The organism is Corallococcus interemptor, assembly GCF_003668875.1.
In the GTDB taxonomy this organism is placed as follows: domain Bacteria; phylum Myxococcota; class Myxococcia; order Myxococcales; family Myxococcaceae; genus Corallococcus; species Corallococcus interemptor.
Genome location: NZ_RAWM01000010.1, coordinates 1 through 19,086 on the forward strand (window position 1 = coordinate 1; position 19,086 = coordinate 19,086).

The window sequence follows — 19,086 nt, forward strand, 5'->3', positions numbered from 1 at the left end:
CCGTGCACCGGGCCCGCGCGGGGCTGGAGCGGCTGGTGGGCGCGGGCACGAGCGTGTCCGCGCTGGGCATCTGCGTGGGGATGATGGTGACGACGCCGCGCTACCTGTCCGCGCTGGCCGCCGGGGAGCGCTCGCTGTTCGGGCTGGAGCGCATGTCGGCGTCGGGCGTGCCCATGCGGGCGCTCGCGGTGACGTGGGCGCTGGTGCTGGGGTTCGTGAACCTGGGAGATTTGTCGGAGCTCTTCGCGCTGTCCGCCATCGCGGTGCTGATGCAATTTGGAGTCACGGCGGCGGCGCTCGCGGTGCTGTCGCTGCGGCGGGAGCGGAACCTGCGGCCGGTGCACGCGCTGCTGGCGGTGCCCACGCTGGTGCTGGGCCTGACGCTGGTGGCCTTTGGCGCGAGCGCCCGGGAGGCGGCGGTCGCGTCGGTGGCGGTGCTCGCGGGGCTGGCGCTGATGCGATTGTCGCGGCCGAGGGAGCCAGCGCCCGTCCGCCTGCCGTAGTGCTTTCGCACGTCAGGAGGGCGGGCAGGCCTGGGGACAACCCAGCACGTCGTGTTGCGAAGGGGGGAGCAGGCCGGAAGACTCGCGAGGCGATGCTCGGGTATCAGGCGAATGCGCAGTGGCGGGACATGTCTGACTTCGTGGTGCACTTCACGAAGCCCGGGCCCCCGTACCACGACGCCTACCAGAACATGATGAGCATCCTGGGGGCGCGCACGCTCATCCCGGGCGCGGAGGGGTTTGGCATCGCGCGGCGGGAAGCGGCGGTGGCGAACCTGCACCGCTCGGTGTGCTTCAGCGAGATCCCGTTGGATCAGCTCGCGAGGCTGGTGCAGCGCCGGAGCCTGTACGGCATCGCCTTCCGCAAGAGCTTCATCCTGTCGCAGGGCGGAGGTCCGGTCTGGTACGTCCAGTACGGCTCACCGGCGCACCTGGCGATGAAGCACCAGTTGGATCAGGCCCTGGCGGCGAAGGAGCCGCAGAAGGAACCCGTTTGGGCGGTGACGCCCTTCGTGGACATCCAGGGTGACGCGCACAACGCGCCCTACAGCTACCGCTTCGACTGGGAGCGCGAGTGGCGCGTCCCGGGCCTGCTGCGCTTCACGGAGTACGACGTCGCGGCGCTCTTCCTGCCGGAAGAGGTCCACACGGTGGCCAGGGACTTCTTCGCCTGGGCCGTGAGGGAGCGCGCGGGCCCGGGCTACTTCTGCCCCGTGTTGGACCCAGGCTGGAAGGCCGGGCAGATCATGGAGGCGCTGGCGAAGCACACGCAGGCGCCGGTCGCGACCGAGCGCAAGAGCGTGCAGGGGTAAGCCGCTTCAGGGCTTGTACTTCTTGAGCCGCCTCTCGAGGTTGCTCACGGGAGAGAAGGAGAAGGCCCGTCCGACCTGGTCCCTCTTCAAGAGCCCCGCGGCTTCAAGGTCGAGCAGGTCCTGCCGGGCGGTTTGATAGACGACTCCGTGCCGACGCCGGTGCGACTGGATGTCATAGCTGGCATCCGGATGGTGGAGGGCGTGCGCCAGCAGCTCTCGCTGCCGATGATTCAGAACCGATCCTTCCTTGAGAAGTAGATCCACCTGCCTGGCTTCCCGCCCCTTCCGCTCCAGATACGCGTAGAGGTCATCGGTCGCGCGTTGAATGACCTCCAGCTGATGCAAGAGGAAGTAGGTGAGGTCTCCGTGGTCCGTCTCCGTGAACAGGAACGCCCGGCTGTATTGCATCTGGGCTCGCTGGATGATCCGCGAGATGGAGAGGAACTCCGCGATCCAATACCCCTGCCGGATCATGCTCCAGTAGAAGAGGGCCCGCGCGGTGCGCCCGTTGCCATCCACGAAGGGATGGTCGTAGGCGAGCATGAAGTGGATCACGATGGCGCGTACGACTGGATGGATGAAGACCGCCCCTCCGGAGTCATTCGCGAAAGCACAGAGCTGCCGCAATCGCCCGGGCAGTTCACGAGCGTCAGGGGGGACATGGAGGGTCTCTCCACTCGCCCGGTCCTGGACCGTGACGGGCTCATCGCCGCGCCGCAAGCGCCCCTCTTCGCCAGGCTCAAGCGTGTCACGCGTGATGGTTTCGTGAAGCTCCAGGAGCAGCGACGTCGTCAGCGGGACATGAGCATTCCGGCGCATCAACTCCATCGCCTGGAAGTTGTTGAAGATCATCCGCTCGTCCTTGGTCCGAGGCGGACGTCCCTGCTCCAGCATCTGCTTCGCGACCTTTCGCGTCGTGGAGGCCCCTTCCAGCTGACTGGAAGTGATGGCTTCCTCCATCAGCGATTCGACGATGTATCGATCCCGGACAGCTGGATTGGCCAGTTGAGGGTCAGCCAGCTCCAGCCCCTTCCCAAGCTGCCAATCAATCTGGTGCAGGCCGGATAGGAGGCCGTTCGGGCGGACGAACGAAAACGGTCGTCCTGCCTTGTCGAGGAGCGGCACATCGGAGCCAAGCGCGGCGCGAGCAGTCTTGAGCCGGTACCACCACTCGTCATGCGTCATACCCTCGGGGACGGGATGACGGCGAAGCTCATCCCAGTGGAGGTAGCGGCCGTCCACCTCCGGCCCTATCGGCTTGCGCTCCAGCAGAGCGACAAGCCTCTCCGTTCCCTCCTGAGCCACCCGCTGGACAAACGCATGGAGGTCAGGAGGCGTCGCAGGGAGTCGCATGGGCTTGAACTACCAATCTACTACTAATCTTGCAGCAGATTGGTAGTTCCCTACCGCACCCGTTCGATGCGGTGCTTGCGGCCCTTGATGCGGCCTTCGCTCAGCCGCTGGAACGCGACCTTCACCACGCGCTTGGAGACGGCGACGAAGGCGTGATGGTCGTGGATCTCAATCTTGCCCACGTCCTCCGCCTTCAGTCCGCCTGCCTCACCCGTCAGCGCGCCCAGGATGTCCCCGGGCCGCATCTTGTCCTTGCGCCCCGCGGAGATGGACAGCGTCTCCCAACCAGAGATGAGTGACACGCCCGGCACGTTCTCCGGCACCAGCGCGTCCACGTCTCCCTTCTCCAGCTTCACGCCCGTTGTCGCCTCGATGTCCTCCACCTTGCGGCTGTCCGAGCGCGTCACCAGCGACAGCGCCAGCCCCCGCCGCCCCGCGCGCCCCGTGCGGCCGATGCGATGCACGTACGCTTCCGGCTGCTGCGGCAGCTCGTAGTTCACCACCGCGTCCAGCGCCTCCACGTCGATGCCCCGGCCCGCCACGTCCGTGGCCACCAGCACGCGCGTGCTGTGATTGCGGAACTTCGCCATCACCCGGTCCCGGTCGAACTGCTCCAGGTCTCCCTGCAAGCCGTCCGCGCTCACGCCCGCCTGCACCAGGGCCCGCGTCAGCTCCACCACCACCGCCTTGAAGTTGCAGAACACGATGGCGGAGGCCGGCTGGTGCTGGCGCAACAGCCGCAAGAGCAGCGACTGCTTCTCCTCCGGCTGGCAGGCGTAGGCCACCTGCTGGATGTCCGGCGCGGCCTCTTCCTGCGCCAGCGACACCCGCACCGGGTCCTTCTGGAACGCGCGGCTCAGCTTCTCGATGTCGTCCGGGAACGTCGCGGAGAAGAGCACCGTCTGGCGCTTCGCGGGCGTCGCCCCGAGCACCCGCTCCATGTCCTCCCGGAAGCCCATGTCCAGCATCCGGTCCGCTTCATCCAGCACCACCGTGGCCAGGTGCCGCGTGTCCAGCACCTCGCGGTCCAGCAGGTCGATGATGCGCCCCGGCGTCCCCACGCCGATGTGCGCGCCCTTCTCCAGCGCCTCCACCTGCGGCCGGATGGGCGAGCCTCCCGCGAGCGCCAGCACCTGCACGCCCGGCATCCGCCGCGCCAGCCGGCGGATCTCTCCGGCCACCTGCGCGCACAGCTCGCGCGTGGGGCAGAGCACCAGCGCCTGGAGCCGCCGGTCCTGCGTGAGCTTCACCTTCTGCAGGATGGGCAGCGCGAACGCCGCCGTCTTCCCGCTGCCCGTGCGCGCCTGGCCCACCAGGTCTTTTCCCTGCAACAGCACCGGGATGCTCTGCGCCTGGATGGGGGTGGCGGTCTTGAACTCCAGCTCCTCCAGCACCTGGAGCAGCGGGGGCGACAGCGCGAGCGCGGAGAATTCCATCGGAGCCTCGGGGGACGGAGGCACGGGGCGCCTCGGGAGAACGCGCCCTTGTAGCAGCCTTCACACGCCGGACAAGCCCGGCCAGGGCCTACCCCGCCCAGCCCGCCACCTCGCTCGCCGTGGCCTGGGCCAGCTTCGCCGCCGCCGCCGGGTCCACCCGCGCCGTGACGAGCACCCCGATGACCGCCCCCACCAGCAGCTCCACCCGCCGCGCCACCGTCTTGCGAGGCACCACGCCCGCCCGCGCCGCGCCCTCCAGCGCCCGCGTCAGGTGGCCCCGCAGGAGCGCCCGGTAGTCCTCCACCGCCTGCTTCGCCTCCGCGTCATGGGGGCCCAGCTCCGTGGCCGTATTCACCAGCAGGCAGCCCCGCCGCGTCAGCGCCTGCGGCGCGGTGGCCATCGTCGCGGCGAGCGCTTCGAAGTACCCGGTCACCTGCTCGAGGCCTGGAGCGCCCTTCGCGAAGACACCCAAGCGGGGCGTGATGACCTCCTGGAGGTACAGCGTGATGGCCCGCGCGAACAGCCCGCGCTTGCTGTCGAACGTCTGGTACAGGCTGGAGCGGTTCAGCCCCGTCGCGGCCTCCAGGTCCGACAGCGACGTCGCCTCGTAGCCGCGCGACCAGAACACGCCCAGCGCCGCCCGCACCGCCTCTGTCTCGTCGAACGCACGCGTCCGCGCCACGTCACCCTCCTTGACAATTCTGAACCGACCGTTTCAATATGAATTCGGAACTGACTGGTTCAGAATATCCCAACCCCGGAGGGGGAGTCACCATGCCGCTACTGGCGCAGGTCTTCGCGGTCATCGCCGCGCTCATCCACGTGTTGTTCTTCGTGATGGAGAGCATCGTCTTCTCGAAGCCGAAGGTGTGGCGGCGCTTCGGGCTGAAGTCGCAGGCGGACGCGGACGTGATGAAGGGAATGGCGTTCAACCAGGGCTTCTACAACCTGTTCCTCGCGCTGGGCGTGCTGGTGGGCGTGGTGCTGGTGCACACGGGCGCGGTGGCGTCGGGCGTGGCGGCCGTGGTGTTCGGCTGCGCGTGCATGCTGGCGGCAGCGGTGGTGCTGGTGAGCAGCAACCGGAAGTTCCTCACGGCCAGCATCGTCCAGGGCGGGCTGCCGGCGCTGGCCATCGCGCTCGTGGTCCTTTGATCAGGGAGTGACGGGCTCGAAAACGTCGGCGTCCGGGAGCGAGAGGACGGTCCGGCCCGCTTCGCCCAGCTTCTCGCGAGGGACGTCACGGAAGCGATGCACGAAGGACGCGGACGGGCGCAGCGTGAGGGACTGGCCGGTGTCGCAGTTGCGGAACGTGGTCGCGACGTCCTCCGGAGCGGGCGTCGTGACCAGTGAAAGATTGAGTTTGCCCAGGCTGGCGCCAGTGGCCGCCGCCGCGCCGTCCGCGACACAGGTGTACTGGACCTGCGCCGGGCTGTGGTGGATGACCTCCAGCTTGAAGCTGCCCCGGGGCAGGCCCAGCCGCTGGAGCGCGTAATCGCCCATCCGGTAGCCCGCCACCGCCCACGGCCCCGCGCCACCATGCACGAGCGCCACCCGCTCCAGTGCGCCCGGTTCAGCAGCCGGCTTCGCGCCAGCGCAGCCCAGGGTGAGGCCCAGCGTGATGGACAGCAGAAGATGACGGCGCAGGGTCATGGATGGCTCCGGAGAGGAACGGGCTGGGCGTTCTACCTGGAAGCCACCGCCACTGGCGACCACCGATGAACCCTGCGCTGCCGGCAGTGCACTCCACGAACCTGTCCGACTGTCGGACAGGTTTTTTTGCCGCGTCAGGCCGGAGGGTCAGAGCGCGTACCCGAGCATCAGGGACGCGGAGGCCCTGGGGACCAGGGCGGTGCCCCGGTCGCGCTTCGCCATGACGCCACCGGCGGAGGCGGTCAGGAGCATCGACAGGCGGCTTCGCACGTCCAGGCGCACGCCTCCGGTGACGAGCGCCAGCGGCTCCACTCCGAAGCGTGCGTCCTCGTCCGGGATGCGTGACTGGAAGACGGCCAGGGCTCCCGCCTCCAGTGCTCCGCTGAACGTCCACGCGCCCAGGTCCCAGTGCGGCCCCGCGCCCAGCCGCAGCTCCAACTCCGTCTGCTGGAAGTCCACCCCGCGGCCCGTTCCCCGCCGCACCGCGAGCCCCAGGTTCGACGTGTCCACGCCGGGCAACAGCGACCCTTCGCGCATCAGGCGTACGTCCAGGCCCACGACCGACGACAGGCCCGCCACGATGCCCGACGTCAGCGACGGCCCGACGGCGACCATCAACGCCGATCCCGGTCCACCTTTCCGCGCGAGCCTCAGCCGCGCGGCCTGCTCCAGAGGCTCGCCGCCCACCGACACGGCGCCATCGAGCGGCACGCGCACCGACCGCTCCAGATACCCTTCGTCCGCGCGCAGCAGCAGCCGGTATGCACCCGGTGCCACGGCCAGCGTCGTCGGGCCCTCGCCCTTCTCCAGCTCCGCCACCAGTGCGCCGCTCTCCGACGCCATCACCAACCATCGGCCCGGCGCCTTCACGTCGAGCGTCAATCGGCCCCGCGCATGCTGGGGCTCGGAGAGGATCAACTCCCCGCGTCCGCGCAGGTCCATGCGGAATGTGGGGCGCTGCAGGCCGCCTGGAGACACGAGTGTGGACTCCAGCGTCCGTGCGTAGGCGTAGCGGTAGGCCTCCTCCAACGTCACGCGGCCATCGCGCGAAGCATCCGCCGCGCCACGCAGCCCCACTGCCAGGTGGTGCGTGAAGAAGGAGCCCTGCAACGCATCCGACTCCTGCGCGTACTCATCAGCGCCCGACGCGCTGATGACAATCCGGCCCTCCAGGTCCGAGGCCTCCATCGTGACGGGCGCGGCCACGGGCTTCAGGCCCTTCAGTCGAGTGGCCACGCCGGAGCGGCACGAGTCCAGGATGAGCAGCCCCACGCCCACTGGCGCTCCCTTGAGGAAGTCCACCAGCTCGCGCATTGGCAGCTCGGTGCCGCGCAGATGCAGGCTGCCGTCTCCCGCGTGTGACGACACGTACAGCAGCAGCCAGTCTCGCGGCGAAGCCTCCGCGGCCAGCCGCGCACGGAAGCGCGCCAGGGCCTCACGAAGCTTCGCGGCATCCGTGCCCAGCAGCGCCATCGTGCGCTCCGGCGGCACGGCGCCCACTTCCTGGAGCACCTCGCGCATCCGCTGCGCGTCCGTCTCCGCGAAGCGCAGCCGTTCCTCGCCGGACAGGCCCTGATTCTCGCCCACGACCAGAGCCCAGCGGCGCGGAGCATCCTCCGCGGCGACGCCCGGAAGAGGGCTCAGCACCATGAGCAGCACCGCGAGCGCCCCCAGCACCCACTTCACGGCACGACCCTCAGCAACGTGCGCGCCTGGGCCTTCCCGACGTCCCCCGGCGTCGCCACATCCAGCGCGCCCTGCCCCTTCGCCCGGGACTCCGCGACTCGCGACGTGAGCGCATCGCGCGCCTGCGCCACGTCCAGCGGCGCATCCGCGAAGAACGCGTGCAACGCCACCGAGCCCGGCGTCACCTCCAGCGGCGGCGACAGCTTCACCTCCGCCCCCGGATCCACCGTGCCGCTCGTCCGGCCTTCCGGCGGCCAGAGCGCATCCACCGTCCCCGCCTCATCCACCGCCAGCACCAGCACGTTCCGGTAGGGCCCCGTGCCCACCGCCAGCGTCACGTGCTCACCGGGCCTTGCGTCCATCACCGGCGCGCCCTGCTCGGACAGCAGCCGCAGCGCCACGGTCCCCTTCAACCGCACGCCGTCCTCCGCGCCTCGCGGCACGTAGACAATCAGCGCGAGCCCCGCCGCCAATGCAGCCACCAGCGGCACGGCCCAGCTCCAGCGCGGCTTCGCCGAATGCGCCCGCTTCTCCTCCAGCCTCGCCAGCACCGCCTTCGCGCGCGGCTGCTCCAGGCTCGACGCGCGCGCCTGCCGCATCCTTTCGGCGATCATCCCGCAGGCCGGACAGGCGGCCACGTGCCGCTCCGCGTGGCCCGTCGTGTCCAGTCCCGACAGCCACTCATCCATCTCCAGCCGCGTCAGGTGCTCAGCCACGCTCCGCCTCCAGCGGCTCCGGCAGCCGCCCCAGCTCCGCCGCCTTCTTCCGGATGGAGTCCAGGTCGCGGACGATGGTCTTTCGCGACACGTCCAGCATCCCGGCGATCTCCTCCTGCGTCAGCCCGTCGAAGAAGTGCAGCGTGGCCACTTCCAGTTCGCGCTCGCCCATCCGCCCCACGAGGTGGCGGATGAAGTCCGCGGCCTCCCACTGGCCAGGGGTGAGCGCCGCGGCCTCCGGAGCCTCCAGCAGCGCCGGCTCCCGCAGCTGGCGCGAGCGCAGCGCGTTGAGGCACAGGTTGGTGGTGACGCGGTACACGTACGTCATGGGACGGGCCTCCCGTCGGAACCGCGCGCCAGCCGTCAGCATGCGCTCGAAGACCTCCTGCACGATGTCCCAGGCATCCGCGTCGCGGCCCAGCAGCGCGAGCGCGCGACGGTGCACCACGGGCGCGAAGCGCTCGTAGAGCTGCCTGAGCTCCTCCGCATCGAGCCCGCTGCCCATCCGCCTGGTCCGACCTTCCTTTTCGTCCTTGAGACACCCGGCCCCGGTGGCCTGGGACATCGCATCGCTTCCACGATGGGGTGTGGGATACTAGTCGCACCCCGCCGGCATGTCCCAGACCGGCCGCGGCGGGTGTCCCAAGCGCCGTGAAACGACTCGTCCTCGCCAGCCTCCTCGCGCTCCTGGGCGCCTGCTTCGATCCGCTCTACGAGGACCCGGACCTGCTGGGCGAGGTGTCCTGGGCCGTCTGCTGCGTCCGCAACCAGGTGGACACCTGCCCCTGCGACGGCGACGACGGCTGCAACACCTCCTTCAAAGCCTGCGCGTCCGGCACCTGCGCGGCGTCGCGCAACGACAGCTGCCCGGGCCCCTCGACGCAAGACGCGGGCGGCGAGCCCATGGACGGAGGCTCCAGCGGCGCAGACGCGGGCACCAGCATCGACGCGGGCACCAGCACCGACGGCGGCCTCCCCGGTGACGCCGGTACCGACGCGGGCGTGGACGGCGGCATCGACGCGGGCCCTCAGCCCTTCTACGGCTACGAGCCCTGCTGCAGCCCCGCCACCCACCGGGTCACCACCTGCGTCTGCGCCGCCTCGGGCTGCGGCTCCAACCCTCCGTTCACGCCCTGTGCGTCCGGCCGCTGCGCGCTGGCGGGAGAGTCGTGCGGGTGAGATACCGGACGGGATGACGGGGACGTTCCGTTCGCTGCGCGGCTACAACTTCCGGACGTGGGCGGCCGGAGCCATCGTGTCCAACGTGGGCACGTGGATGCAGCGCACCGCCCAGGACTGGCTCGTCCTCACCCAGCTCACCGACAACAACGCCACCGCAGTGGGCGTCGTGATGGCGCTCCAGTTCGCGCCGCAGCTGCTGCTGCTTCCCCTGACGGGCTACGCGGCGGACCACCTGGACCGGCGCAAGCTGCTGTTCGCCACGCAGGCGTCCCTGGGCGCGCTGGCGCTGGGCCTGGGACTGCTCACGCTGTGGGGGCACGTGCGGCTGTGGCACGTGGACGTGTTCGCGTTCCTGCTCGGGTGCGTCACCGCGTTCGACGCGCCCGCGCGCCAGACGTTCGTGTCGGAGCTCGTGGGGGAGGAGGACCTGTCCAACGCCGTGGCCCTCAACTCCACCTCGTTCCACGCCGCGCGGATGCTGGGGCCCGCCATCGCGGGAGTGCTCATCTCCGCCGTGGGCTCCGGGTGGATGTTCGTCCTCAACGCGGCGTCGTTCGGCGCCGTGCTCGGGTCGCTGAGCCTGCTTCGCGTGCATGAGCTGCACGTGAGGGACCGGGCGCTCCACTCAAGAGGCGCCCTGCTGGAGGGCTTCGTCTACGTCTGGAAGCGGCCGGACCTGAAGGCGGTGCTGATCATGTTCTTCCTCATCGGCACCTTCGGCCTCAACTTCCCCATCTTCATCTCCACCATGGCCGTGCGCGTCTTCGGCCAGGGCGCCAGCGGCTATGGGCTGCTCACGTCCATCATGGCCATGGGCTCGGTGACGGGCGCGCTGCTCTCCGCCCGGCGCGCGCAGCCGCGCATCAGCCTGCTGGTGACGGGGGCCGCGGTGTTCGGCGCGGGGCTCACGCTCGCGGCGGTGATGCCGGCGTATGCCCTGTTCGCCGTGATGCTCGTCGTCATCGGCGTGTCGGCGCAGACCTTCACCACCACCGCGAACAGCCTGGTGCAGCTGTCCACCGACCCGGCCATGCGAGGGCGCGTGCTCGCCATCCTCCTGGCCATCGCGCTGGGCGGCACGCCGCTGGGTGCGCCCGTCGTCGGGTGGGTCGCGGACACGTTCGGTCCGCGTCAGGCGCTGGGCGTGGGCGCCGCTGCGGGCTTCGTCGCGGCGCTCATCGGACTGCGCTACCGCGCGAAGGCGGCTACTTCTTCTCCAGGATGACGGCGTAGAACTCGATGCCCACGCCCTGACGGTCCTCTTCCGTGATGGCGTCCTCCGGCAGGCCGAGGAACCGGCTCACGGTCTGCACGCCACCGGGCCCCGGCGTCCAGGGCTGGCACAGCTCCAGGTACTCCGGGAGGGAGAACAGCTCGAAGTTCTCCCCCATCTTGTGGAACATGCCCACGAACTGCTCCCACTGGGGCGTCGTCTTCGCGGGGTCCTTCGTCTCGAACGTGGTGAAGAGCCTGGAGCCCGGCGCGGCCCAGTCGTAGAGGTCCCGGAAGAACTTCCGGTTCTCCTCCGCCTTGAGGAACACGGTGATGCCGTTGGCGCCCAGGGCCACCTTGCGCTCGCCGCCCAGGAAGCCGCGCACGTCCGGGCGCTCCAGGAAGGACTTCGCCTGGCGGATGTCGCACTCCAGGTAGCGCACGCGCGGGTCGTTCCCCAACAGCACGCGCGCCTGCGCCATGGTCAGCGGGTTGATGTCCGAATAGAGCACCTTCACGTCCGGCGGCAGCACGCCGTGCACGTGGTCGTTGGTGGGCAGGCCGGACGCGAAGTCCACCCAGTGCGTGAAGCCCTCCGACGACAGCCGCTTCGCCGCGGCCTGCAGGCACCCGCGCAGCATCCGCACCCACTTCCGCGTGGAGGGCAGCAGCGAGAACATGTACTCCGCCGCCTGCCGGTCGGCCTCGAAGTTGTGGGTGCCGCCCAGCGTGTAGTCGTAGATGCGTGCGGCGTCGGGAACCTGGGGGTTCACGCCCGGCACGCGGGCCAGCTCGTTCACATCCATGGGGGTCGCTCCGTGAGACTGATGCCCGGGCATTGTGCCGGTCCGCTCGCGCGGTTGCACCTCTCCTACGGAGCGACGCCCGCGACCTGGCGCAGCAATTCCAGCGGCCCCAGCGCGGCCACCGCGTCGAACTGCTCGGGCGTGCGCACCAGCAGTGAGCCCGCGAAGCCCAGCGCGTTGACGTTGACGCCCAGGGCCTCCGCGCGGCTGCGCGGAACGAGCAGCATCCAGTCCCGGGTGACCAGCAGGTTGTACGGCGCGTGCTCGCCCAGCCCCAGCCCGGCCCGCAGCAGCTGATACGCCGCCAGCATCCGAGCCCCCTGCCCCGGCGCGCCCCAGGGGCCCAGGCCCGCCAGCAGGTGCGCGAACGGCAGCGACTCCGTGGCGATGACGCGGCCCGGCCCCGGCAGCGCGGGGAGGAGCCCCTCCACCGGCGCGCGCAGACCGTCCGGCCCCAGGGGCGGCACCAGCTGCAGGTGCTTGTGGCGCTGGCTGGCGCCGGCCGTCTCGCCCGCGTTGTAGAAGGCCAGCCCGTCCAGCCCCTCCAGGCACGTGGAGAGCGCGTCGAAGTCCGCGAGCGTCAGCAGCGCGTCCTGCGATTCGAAGGCCCGCGTCACCAGCAGCAGGTGGTGCTCCACGACGTTGAACTTGTTGAGCAGGCACACGTGCGCGGGCGGCACATTCCCCAGCACCAGGTCCGGGTCCGGGTTCGCGAACGGGTTGAAGGGCTCCGAGGGCTCCGAGGGCTCCGAGCCTCGGGGCGGCGCAGGCCGCTTGCGCTCCTTGAGCGCCACCTTCCCCAGCACGCGCACCTGGAACGTCGTGTTCGCGATGGGCAGCGTGCGCGCGTCCGTGGCGATGGGCTGGAGCGCCCCGGTCTCCAGCGCGCGGCGCGTGACGTCCAGCGTGCGGGGCCACAGGGCAGCGGGCAGCAACGTCGTGGCGTTCACGGGTGGCCTCCTGGGATGTCCGCCTCAGCGCGGAGGGCGGAAGACGTACTGGTACACCGGCGACTCGCTGCCGGGCGGGTACTGCGCGTCCATGAAGGCCACGTGCGCGTGGTGGGTGATGAGCACGTCCTGGAGGCTGTCGTAGAGCACCACCACGTTCGTGGCCTTGCCGGTGGCGTCCAGGTCCACGCGCACCTTCAGGTTGCCCTTGAGCTCCGGCTGGGTCATCAGGTGCTCCAGGTACAGCGCGACGAGCCCCAGCGACACGCGGTCGTAGATCTGCTCCACCGTGCCCTTCGCGGGCGACGCGGGCAGGTGCAGCTTCTTGCTCAGCTGCGCGGACTCCTCCGCGGCCTCGGGTACCGGGCGCTCCGGAGCGGCGAGCGCCGCGCGGTACGCCGCCACGGACTCGAAGTAGCGCTCCAGCTTGAGGAAGAGCCGCGCCCGCCGCACCTGGATGTCCGCGCGCTCCGGGGCCAGCGCCGCCGCCTCGTTCAGCCGCGTCTCCATGGCGGCCACGTCCTGCTTTCCTTCCGCCAGCGTCGCCAGCCGCAGCAGCGGTTCGGGGTCCTTCGGCGTCGCGGCGGCCAGGCGCACCAGGGCCTTCGCCTCGTCCTCCGGGCGGTTCAGCTCCACGTTGAGCTTCACCCACTGGGCCAGCACCGCGGGCTCCGCGCCCCCGAGCGTCGCGTAGCGCTCCAGCATCTTCACGGCCTGCGGCTTGTCTCCGGCGGCGAGCCACGCCTCCGCCTGCCGCCGGTGCGCCTCGCGGTCATGCGGCTGGAGCGCGACGAGCAGCGCCCCGGCCTCCGCGCCCGCCTTCGCGTCCCCGGCCTCGCGCGCAAGCTTCGACAATACTTGAAGCGCCTCCGGCTGTTCGGGCCACTCCTTCACCGAGCGCACCAGCAGCGCCCGCGCCTCGGCCGCGCCCCCGGGCCTGCCCGCCAATAGCAGCGCCAGATCCGTGCGGAAGCGCGGGATGTCCAGCTTCGACAGCGCGTCGCGCAAGCGGGCTTCCGCCTCCGCGGGCTTGCCCTCCGCCTGGAGCCGCAGGCCGTCCACCCAGAGCGCGGGCGCGAAGCCGGGCACCCCCTTGCGCGCGGTCTCCAGCGGCGCGGCCGCGTCCTTCAGCATGCCCCAGCGCACGTACACCAGGCCCATGCCCACGTGCGGCCACGGGTTCTCCGGGTACACCACCGCCAGCGCCTTGAATTCGCTGAAGCTCTCCTCCGAGGGCAGCGCGAGGAAGGCCCGGTACACCCGGGGCATCGGATCCTTCGGCGCCTTCGCCTGCTGCGCGTCCAACTCCGTGCGCAGCGTGCTGGGGCTGCCCTGCACGCGCGCCGTGTCCATCCGCTGGAGCATCGCCATGCCCTCCGCGGCCGTCGCGGGCACCGGCCGGGCGCCCAGGGCCGGAAGCGCGCACAGCACGGACAACAGCAGGCACGTCAGGACTCGGGACGTCATCGGATGCAGGGACACGCCAGGGGGAGCCAGGGCTCCCGGACGCTACCAGATGCCCGCGCCCGGCGAGGGCCGTGAGCGATTACGCACTTCGCGTGAATTCCATGGATACACGTGATGTTTCACCGCGCCGGAACGGGGCGGAATGGCCCCGGAGGGCGAGCGCGCTTTCGGGCGCCGGACGCCACCCGGGCGGTAGGTCTTGACCAGAACGCGCGGTGCTGGGCGGAATGGACCTCATGGCCACCGCCGAGAAGCTCGTTTTCCCGACCATCGTCGAAGGACTCTTTGTCCGGGGACTCTCTGGGAAGGTGCCCTTCGCCCTCAAGGAGCAGCTGCGCAAGGAGGGGCTGGACCTGGACCGGCCCCTGAAGCCCGCGTACTCGCTGGACACGTGGACGCGCTGCGTGGCGCTCACCGCGAAGACGCTCCACCCGGACCAGCCGGATCCGGTCGCGTGGCGGATGCTCGGCGAGCGGATGATCGACGGCTACCGCGACACGATGGTGGGCCGGGCGCTGCTGGGCGTGCTGCGGCTCATCGGCCCCAAGCGGATGCTCATGCGCGCGCAGCACAGCTTCCGCACCGGCAACAACTACACCGAGGTGCGCATCACCGAGCGCGGCGAGCGCGAGGCGGACCTCTGGCTCAACGAGCCCGGCCAGCTGCGCTACTTCAAGCAGGGCGTGATGCTGGCCACGGTGCGCGCCGCCAGCGGCCCGGCCACGCAGGTGGACGTCGTCCAGTTCGACGACGACAGCGTCACGTACCGCGTGTCCTGGGGCGCTCCGGGTTCCTGAGCCGCGAAGCGTCCCCCTGTCGCCACGGATCCGCGACCCCAGGGCCCTTGCTCGCACCGGGCCCCATCTGCGAGCGTGAGCCCCTGCGCGCGGCGGTCGGGCCGAGGACGGCCGCGCGAAGAGGGGGATTCATCCAATGCCGTCGAGCGAGCGCGCCAACCTGCCGCGCTGGAACGGTCAACAGCGGGGTTTCTTCGAGATCTGGTTCCTGGTGGTGCTCGACCCGGGCGGCGACCGCGCCTGGTGGTTGCGCTACACCCTCTTCACGCCCGCGCCGGGCAGCGGAGGGGAGCCTCGCGCCACGCTGTGGGCGGCGGCGTTCGACTGCGCGTCCCAGGACCGGCCCGCGGTGGCGCTCAAGGCCATCCACCCGGCCTCCGAGTTCACCGCGCTGCGCTCCGGCGGAGTGCGCATCGCGGACTCGGAGCTGACGCCCGGCCACTGTCACGGGCAGGTCGCCAGCGGCGGGCACTCCATCGCGTGGGACCTGCGCTTCCAGGGCGGCCATCCGGGGCCGGTGCGCCGCGAGCCGCGAGGCACCGGGCTGTTGCCCCTGCCCACGCAGGTCGCCCACGTGCACGACGACGTCCTCTTCGACGGCACCGTGACGGTGGACGGTGAGCGCATCGACGTGAAGGGCGCGCCCGGCCTGCAGAAGCACCTGTGGGGCTACCGGCGGCTGGAGGAGCTGACGTGGCTGTACTGCCCGCGCTTCCGCGAGGACGACGACGCGCGGCTGGAGATCATGGCGGTGCGCGCGAAGCGCAAGCGGGGCCACCCCCAGGTCTCGCCCATCTACCTGCGCACGCAGGGCACCGAGCACACGTTCCACGAAATGCCCAACATGCTCTTCACCCGCGTGACGTCACCCGCGTCCGGGGAGCTGTCCTTCCGCGCCGTGTCCGCCACCGTGGCCGTGGAGGGCCGCGCGTGGTGCGACCCGCGCACGCTGGTGGGCTACGCGTACCGCGACCCCACGGGCTGGGACGTGCTGGTGGCGCAGAGCGACGTGGCCCGGTGCGAGGTGCAGCTCTTCTCCCGGCCGCATCCCTTCGCGGCATGGAAGGCCACGCACAAGCTCACCTCCACCGTGGGCGCGCTGGAGTTCCACGGCCCGGATCCAATGCCGGGCGTGCGCTACATCCCCTGGGACGGCACCGTGGTCCCGGACGAGGACGCGTCCGGCGAGGATGCGCCGGCCCTGGGCACGGGCTGACGCCGGGGTGAAGGCCGGGCCGCCCGCCCACGCCATTCGGGAGGGTGTGGACGGGGGCGGCCGTGGCCACCCTCTGGGGTGACGGCCCGACGCTCCCCATGCCCCATCACCGGCTGCTGAGACACCTCCAGTCGCTCCTCCGGGTGGAGCCCGGGAGACCGGCCCTGTGGGCGGGCATCCGGGCCGCCGTCGCCACCGCCCTGCCCCTGTGCCTGTCCTTCCTGCTCACCGTGCCCCAGGCCGGCTGGGCGGGCCTCACGGCGCTGCTCGTCACGCTCGCGGACAAGGGCGGCTCCTACCGCGTGCGGGCGCGCGTCATGGGGACGGTGACGGTGCTGGGGGCGCTGGTCGGCCTGCTCGCCGCGCCCGCGGGCCGCACGTACTGGTTGGACGCCACGCTGCTGCTCCTGGGCGTCACCACGGCGAACTTCGCGCGCTGCTACGGCGAGACGGCGGGCTCCGTGGGAGGACAGCTCGCCGTCATCTTCGTCGTGTCGCTGGGCGCGCCCGCGGCCTCCACGCGCGAGGCCGTGCTGCGCGGCGCCGCGCTGCTGTTGGGCGGCCTGTGGGCGATGGGGCTGTCGCTGCTCCTGTGGCCGCTGAGGCCCTACCGTCCCGCGCGCCGGGCCGTCGCGCGGGTGTACGCGGCGCTCGCGATCGCGGCGGAGGACCTGGGGAACGCCACGCGGGACGGAGCCTCGTCCGAGTCGTGGGCGGCGGGGCTCAAGCGCCATGCGGGCATCCGCCCGGAAATCGAGCGGGCGCGCGACGTGCTCGCGGCCACGCGGCGCGGACGGCCTGACGAGTCCAGGCGGGGCGAGCACCTGCTGGTGCTGGTGGAGCTGGCGGAGCCCATGGTGGCGCTGCTCAGCGCGCTGGCGGAGGCGATGCAGGTGGTGGGGAGGGATCCGCACCTGCACGCGACGCGCGAGCGGGTCATCCGGCTGTGCGAGGCCTTCAACGCGATGGACCAGTGGGTGTCGCGGGCGCTGCGGGAGGACCGCAACGAAGGCATGCGTGAGCCGCCCCGGCTGGCGCTGAGGCCCCGCCGCCGGCAGCCCGCGAGGATGGCCGCGCCCCCGGTGCGTCAGGGCGCGGAGGGGCCGCTGTCCACGCACGTCGCCACGCTGCTGGACCGGCTGCGCGAATACGCGGGCGTGGCGCACGAGACGGCGTCGGGTCTGCTCTTCGGAGACCCGGTGTCGCCGCGAGGCCGGGGCACGGTGGGCGGCACCCGGCGGCAGCAGGGGTTCTCCCTGTGGCAGCCCATCCGCGACCACCTGCACCCGGACTCGGTGGTGGCGCGGCACGCGCTGCGCACGGGGATGGTGGCCACGGCGGCGCTGGGGCTGACGCGGGCGTTGCAGGTGGGCGACGCGCACTGGGTGAGCCTGGTGGTCATCTCCATCCTCCAGCCCTACGCGGGCAGCACGGAGGAGCGCGTGCTCCAGCGCACGCTGGGGACGCTGGTGGGCGCGAGCCTGGCGGCGCTCATCGCCACGCTGGTGCACACGCCGCCCATGATGATTGGCGTCATCAGCGCGCTGACGGCCATCTCCGTGGCGATGCTGCCGCTGAACTTCGGCGCGTTCCAGGTGTTGCTCACGCCGGACTACCTGCTGATGGCGACGCTCAGCTCCGGGGACTGGACGGTGGCGTCGCAGCGCTCGCTGGGCGTGCTCATCGCGGGGGCGCTGGCGCTGGTGGGCTCATGGACACTGTGGCCCAGTCCGGAGCGGCGCCGCTTCCCGGACGCGGCGGCCTCCGCCCTGCGCGCGGACGGGAAGTACCTGCAACAGCTGGCCACGCACCGCAGCGGCACGGAGCCCGCGGTGAACGAGGAGCGCCGGCTGCTGGACCAGGCGCTGCTGGAGGCGGAGTCCTCCTTCCAGCGGTTGATGACGGAGTACCGGGGCCCGCCCGGTCACCTGGAGCCGGGCATGGCGCTGCTCACCTACGCGCGCAGGTTCGCGCTGGCGGTGACGGCGCTGGGCACGGGGCGCCTCGAGGGAAGGACCACCTCGGTGCTGCCGCAGCAGCTGGCACAGCGGGCCAGTGACAGCCTGGAGCTGCTCGCCCGGGCGTTGCAGGAAAGGCGGGAGCCACCGCCCCTGCCGGCCCTGTCCCTGCCGCGAACCAGCGACGACCCCGTGCTGGGGAAGCTGCTGGAGCGCGTGCCCCGGCAGCTGGGCATCCTGCACGGCGCGGTGGCGCGGATCAGCGAGGACCCGTCCCTGCGCTGACGTCCTTGGGCACGGCGCAGGCGGACCGGTAGTCCTGGAGCTTGCGTTGGAAGCGTTCCCGTTCCGGCGCGGGCCACTCCGCGGGCAGCAGCTCCACGGCCTTCTGCTGTTCGGCCAGTGCCTCGGTGCACTGGTTCAGCCCGAAGTGCGCGGCGGCGGCGGTCTCCAGCACATAGGGGTTGGGACGGCTTCCCATCATGGAGCGCCGGAGCACAGGGCGCAGCGCCATCAGGGCGGCGGTGTGCTGGCCCTGCTGGATGCGCTGCCAGGCCATCTCCGTGGCGAGCCACTTCTGAAGCGGCGCCAGGGCGTAGGCCTGCGCCAGGACCTTCGGATAGTCCGGATCCTCCGGCGTGTGGACGGCGAGCTGCATGGCAAGGTTGATCCACGCCCCGGTGCTCTGGGGGAAATGGGCCACCCGCATCCGCGCCCAGCCCAGCTTCTGCTCCACGAGGAGGTCGTCCCCACCCGTGCCTCCACGACGGAGGTTGAGCGTGAAGGTGTATGGGGTGGCCACGGCGTGTCCCGCCAGGGACCAGGGCCGGTACCGGCTCTCTTCCAGTTGCGGGATGAGGCGTTCGGAGGGCCGCCCCGAGCCATCCTCGATGGCCTGACAGCCCCGGACCCGTTCATCCGTTTCGATACGGCATTTCACGATGACCACTGCGTACTCGGCACGGGCAGGAGCCGCGCCGGCGCCCTGAGGATGGAGCACCGTCCCTTCAATCCTTTCAGGAAGACGGGTCTGCTCCTTCAGGAACTGGCAGGCCTTCTCGTAGCCCGCGTCACATGCGGCCGCGATGTCTCCGGCGGCCCGGCTGACCTGTGACTCGGAGGGCTGGCCCGCCAGGGCCGCGACGGCTTCGTCGAAGACCGCTGGAGCCTGGCTGGCATCCAACTCCAGGACAGGGGTGTCCGTGGGCATCCCCTGGTGGCCGCCCCACCCGAGGTTCGGCTTCTGGATCTCCTTCTCGTAGGAGCGGGGGTCCTCCAGGAAGTACCCCATGGCCAAGATCAGATGACCATGGCTCGCGGCGGGTGGCGGCAGTTTGACCAC

The 19,086-nt window shown here is 71.0% G+C and carries 18 protein-coding genes and 1 pseudogene; 8 read left to right on the forward strand and 11 right to left on the reverse strand.

Annotated features, from left to right (window positions below; translation table 11 throughout):
* Both D7X96_RS05730 and D7X96_RS05735 read left to right on the forward strand, forming a co-directional pair.
* Positions 1-503, forward strand: a pseudogene (locus D7X96_RS05730) (APC family permease); the annotation flags it as partial.
* A gap of 128 nt (positions 504-631) precedes the next feature.
* On the forward strand, positions 632-1,315 hold the full coding sequence (locus D7X96_RS05735; protein ID WP_233610292.1) for an abortive infection system antitoxin AbiGi family protein: 684 nt from the start codon (positions 632-634) through the stop codon (positions 1,313-1,315).
* A gap of 6 nt (positions 1,316-1,321) precedes the next feature.
* Here D7X96_RS05735 and D7X96_RS05740 read toward each other — a convergent pair whose 3' ends face one another.
* The 3 genes from D7X96_RS05740 to D7X96_RS05750 form a co-directional block, all read right to left on the reverse strand.
* A complete protein-coding gene (locus D7X96_RS05740) occupies positions 1,322-2,668 on the reverse strand; it encodes a Fic family protein (RefSeq protein WP_120548601.1) in 1,347 nt (448 codons plus the stop codon).
* A 50-nt stretch (positions 2,669-2,718) separates the two neighbouring features.
* On the reverse strand, positions 2,719-4,104 hold the full coding sequence (gene dbpA, locus D7X96_RS05745) for an ATP-dependent RNA helicase DbpA (protein ID WP_120548602.1): 1,386 nt from the start codon (positions 4,102-4,104) through the stop codon (positions 2,719-2,721).
* Positions 4,105-4,192: 88 nt separating this feature from the next.
* Positions 4,193-4,786, reverse strand: coding sequence for a TetR/AcrR family transcriptional regulator (locus tag D7X96_RS05750; RefSeq protein WP_121769193.1), 594 nt, complete (start codon positions 4,784-4,786; stop codon positions 4,193-4,195).
* A 92-nt stretch (positions 4,787-4,878) separates the two neighbouring features.
* Between D7X96_RS05750 and D7X96_RS05755 the strand changes: the two genes are divergently transcribed.
* Positions 4,879-5,256, forward strand: coding sequence for a DUF1304 domain-containing protein (locus D7X96_RS05755; protein ID WP_121769194.1), 378 nt, complete (start codon positions 4,879-4,881; stop codon positions 5,254-5,256).
* Here D7X96_RS05755 and D7X96_RS05760 read toward each other — a convergent pair whose 3' ends face one another.
* The 4 genes from D7X96_RS05760 to D7X96_RS05775 all read right to left on the reverse strand — a co-directional run bounded on the left by D7X96_RS05760 (position 5,257) and on the right by D7X96_RS05775 (position 8,661).
* On the reverse strand, positions 5,257-5,754 hold the full coding sequence (locus D7X96_RS05760; RefSeq protein ID WP_121769195.1) for an FmdE family protein: 498 nt from the start codon (positions 5,752-5,754) through the stop codon (positions 5,257-5,259).
* Positions 5,755-5,901: 147 nt separating this feature from the next.
* Positions 5,902-7,440 carry a caspase family protein gene (locus tag D7X96_RS05765; RefSeq protein ID WP_121769196.1) on the reverse strand — a complete coding sequence of 513 codons (1,539 nt, stop codon included), beginning with the start codon at positions 7,438-7,440 and terminating at the stop codon, positions 5,902-5,904.
* Entirely contained in the window at positions 7,437-8,156 is a 720-nt protein-coding gene (locus D7X96_RS05770) for a hypothetical protein (RefSeq protein WP_120548607.1), read from the reverse strand. The genes D7X96_RS05765 and D7X96_RS05770 overlap by 4 nt, the downstream gene beginning before the upstream one ends.
* A complete protein-coding gene (locus D7X96_RS05775) occupies positions 8,149-8,661 on the reverse strand; it encodes a sigma-70 family RNA polymerase sigma factor (protein WP_121769197.1) in 513 nt (170 codons plus the stop codon). Before D7X96_RS05775 ends, D7X96_RS05770 begins: the two co-directional genes overlap by 8 nt.
* A 146-nt stretch (positions 8,662-8,807) precedes the next feature.
* Between D7X96_RS05775 and D7X96_RS05780 the strand changes: the two genes are divergently transcribed.
* Together D7X96_RS05780 and D7X96_RS05785 are read left to right on the forward strand one after the other, a co-directional pair.
* Positions 8,808-9,335, forward strand: a complete 528-nt coding sequence (locus D7X96_RS05780) for a hypothetical protein (RefSeq protein WP_121725059.1) — start codon at positions 8,808-8,810, stop codon at positions 9,333-9,335.
* Between the two features lie 13 nt (positions 9,336-9,348).
* On the forward strand, positions 9,349-10,563 hold the full coding sequence (locus D7X96_RS05785; protein ID WP_121725060.1) for an MFS transporter: 1,215 nt from the start codon (positions 9,349-9,351) through the stop codon (positions 10,561-10,563).
* Here D7X96_RS05785 and D7X96_RS05790 read toward each other — a convergent pair.
* The 3 genes from D7X96_RS05790 to D7X96_RS05800 form a co-directional block, all read right to left on the reverse strand.
* Complete coding sequence (locus D7X96_RS05790) at positions 10,544-11,356, reverse strand: SAM-dependent methyltransferase (RefSeq protein ID WP_121725061.1); 813 nt, start codon at positions 11,354-11,356, stop codon at positions 10,544-10,546. The genes D7X96_RS05785 and D7X96_RS05790 overlap by 20 nt on opposite strands.
* 65 nt (positions 11,357-11,421) lie before the next feature.
* Positions 11,422-12,306 carry an ATP adenylyltransferase family protein gene (locus tag D7X96_RS05795; protein ID WP_120548611.1) on the reverse strand — a complete coding sequence of 295 codons (885 nt, stop codon included), beginning with the start codon at positions 12,304-12,306 and terminating at the stop codon, positions 11,422-11,424.
* A 24-nt stretch (positions 12,307-12,330) separates the two neighbouring features.
* On the reverse strand, positions 12,331-13,773 hold the full coding sequence (locus tag D7X96_RS05800; protein ID WP_120548612.1) for a hypothetical protein: 1,443 nt from the start codon (positions 13,771-13,773) through the stop codon (positions 12,331-12,333).
* A gap of 236 nt (positions 13,774-14,009) precedes the next feature.
* Here D7X96_RS05800 and D7X96_RS05805 point away from each other — a divergent pair, with 236 nt between their 5' ends.
* From D7X96_RS05805 to D7X96_RS05815, 3 genes are all read left to right on the forward strand, one after another.
* Complete coding sequence (locus D7X96_RS05805) at positions 14,010-14,570, forward strand: DUF2378 family protein (RefSeq protein ID WP_120548636.1); 561 nt, start codon at positions 14,010-14,012, stop codon at positions 14,568-14,570.
* A gap of 136 nt (positions 14,571-14,706) precedes the next feature.
* A complete protein-coding gene (locus D7X96_RS05810) occupies positions 14,707-15,786 on the forward strand; it encodes a hypothetical protein (RefSeq protein WP_120548613.1) in 1,080 nt (359 codons plus the stop codon).
* Positions 15,787-15,848: 62 nt separating this feature from the next.
* Entirely contained in the window at positions 15,849-18,029 is a 2,181-nt protein-coding gene (locus D7X96_RS05815) for an FUSC family protein (RefSeq protein WP_244219457.1), read from the forward strand.
* Here D7X96_RS05815 and D7X96_RS05820 read toward each other — a convergent pair.
* Positions 18,004-19,035 carry a hypothetical protein gene (locus D7X96_RS05820; protein WP_120548614.1) on the reverse strand — a complete coding sequence of 344 codons (1,032 nt, stop codon included), beginning with the start codon at positions 19,033-19,035 and terminating at the stop codon, positions 18,004-18,006. The two genes, D7X96_RS05815 and D7X96_RS05820, sit on opposite strands and share 26 nt — an antisense overlap.
* Positions 19,036-19,086: the final 51 nt, after the last annotated feature.

Bases quoted from the DNA above. Each gene is read 5' to 3' on its own strand.
- D7X96_RS05810 (WP_120548613.1), top strand. From the start codon at position 14,707: ATGCCGTCGAGCGAGCGCGCCAACCTGCCGCGCTGGAACGGTCAACAG.
- D7X96_RS05755 (WP_121769194.1), top strand. From the start codon at position 4,879: ATGCCGCTACTGGCGCAGGTCTTCGCGGTCATCGCCGCGCTCATCCAC.
- dbpA (WP_120548602.1), bottom strand. From the start codon at position 4,104: ATGGAATTCTCCGCGCTCGCGCTGTCGCCCCCGCTGCTCCAGGTGCTG.
- D7X96_RS05805 (WP_120548636.1), top strand. From the start codon at position 14,010: ATGGCCACCGCCGAGAAGCTCGTTTTCCCGACCATCGTCGAAGGACTC.
- D7X96_RS05785 (WP_121725060.1), top strand. From the start codon at position 9,349: ATGACGGGGACGTTCCGTTCGCTGCGCGGCTACAACTTCCGGACGTGG.
- D7X96_RS05760 (WP_121769195.1), bottom strand. From the start codon at position 5,754: ATGACCCTGCGCCGTCATCTTCTGCTGTCCATCACGCTGGGCCTCACC.
- D7X96_RS05775 (WP_121769197.1), bottom strand. From the start codon at position 8,661: ATGGGCAGCGGGCTCGATGCGGAGGAGCTCAGGCAGCTCTACGAGCGC.
- D7X96_RS05820 (WP_120548614.1), bottom strand. From the start codon at position 19,035: ATGGGGTACTTCCTGGAGGACCCCCGCTCCTACGAGAAGGAGATCCAG.
- D7X96_RS05790 (WP_121725061.1), bottom strand. From the start codon at position 11,356: ATGGATGTGAACGAGCTGGCCCGCGTGCCGGGCGTGAACCCCCAGGTT.
- D7X96_RS05740 (WP_120548601.1), bottom strand. From the start codon at position 2,668: ATGCGACTCCCTGCGACGCCTCCTGACCTCCATGCGTTTGTCCAGCGG.
- D7X96_RS05800 (WP_120548612.1), bottom strand. From the start codon at position 13,773: ATGACGTCCCGAGTCCTGACGTGCCTGCTGTTGTCCGTGCTGTGCGCG.
- D7X96_RS05735 (WP_233610292.1), top strand. From the start codon at position 632: ATGTCTGACTTCGTGGTGCACTTCACGAAGCCCGGGCCCCCGTACCAC.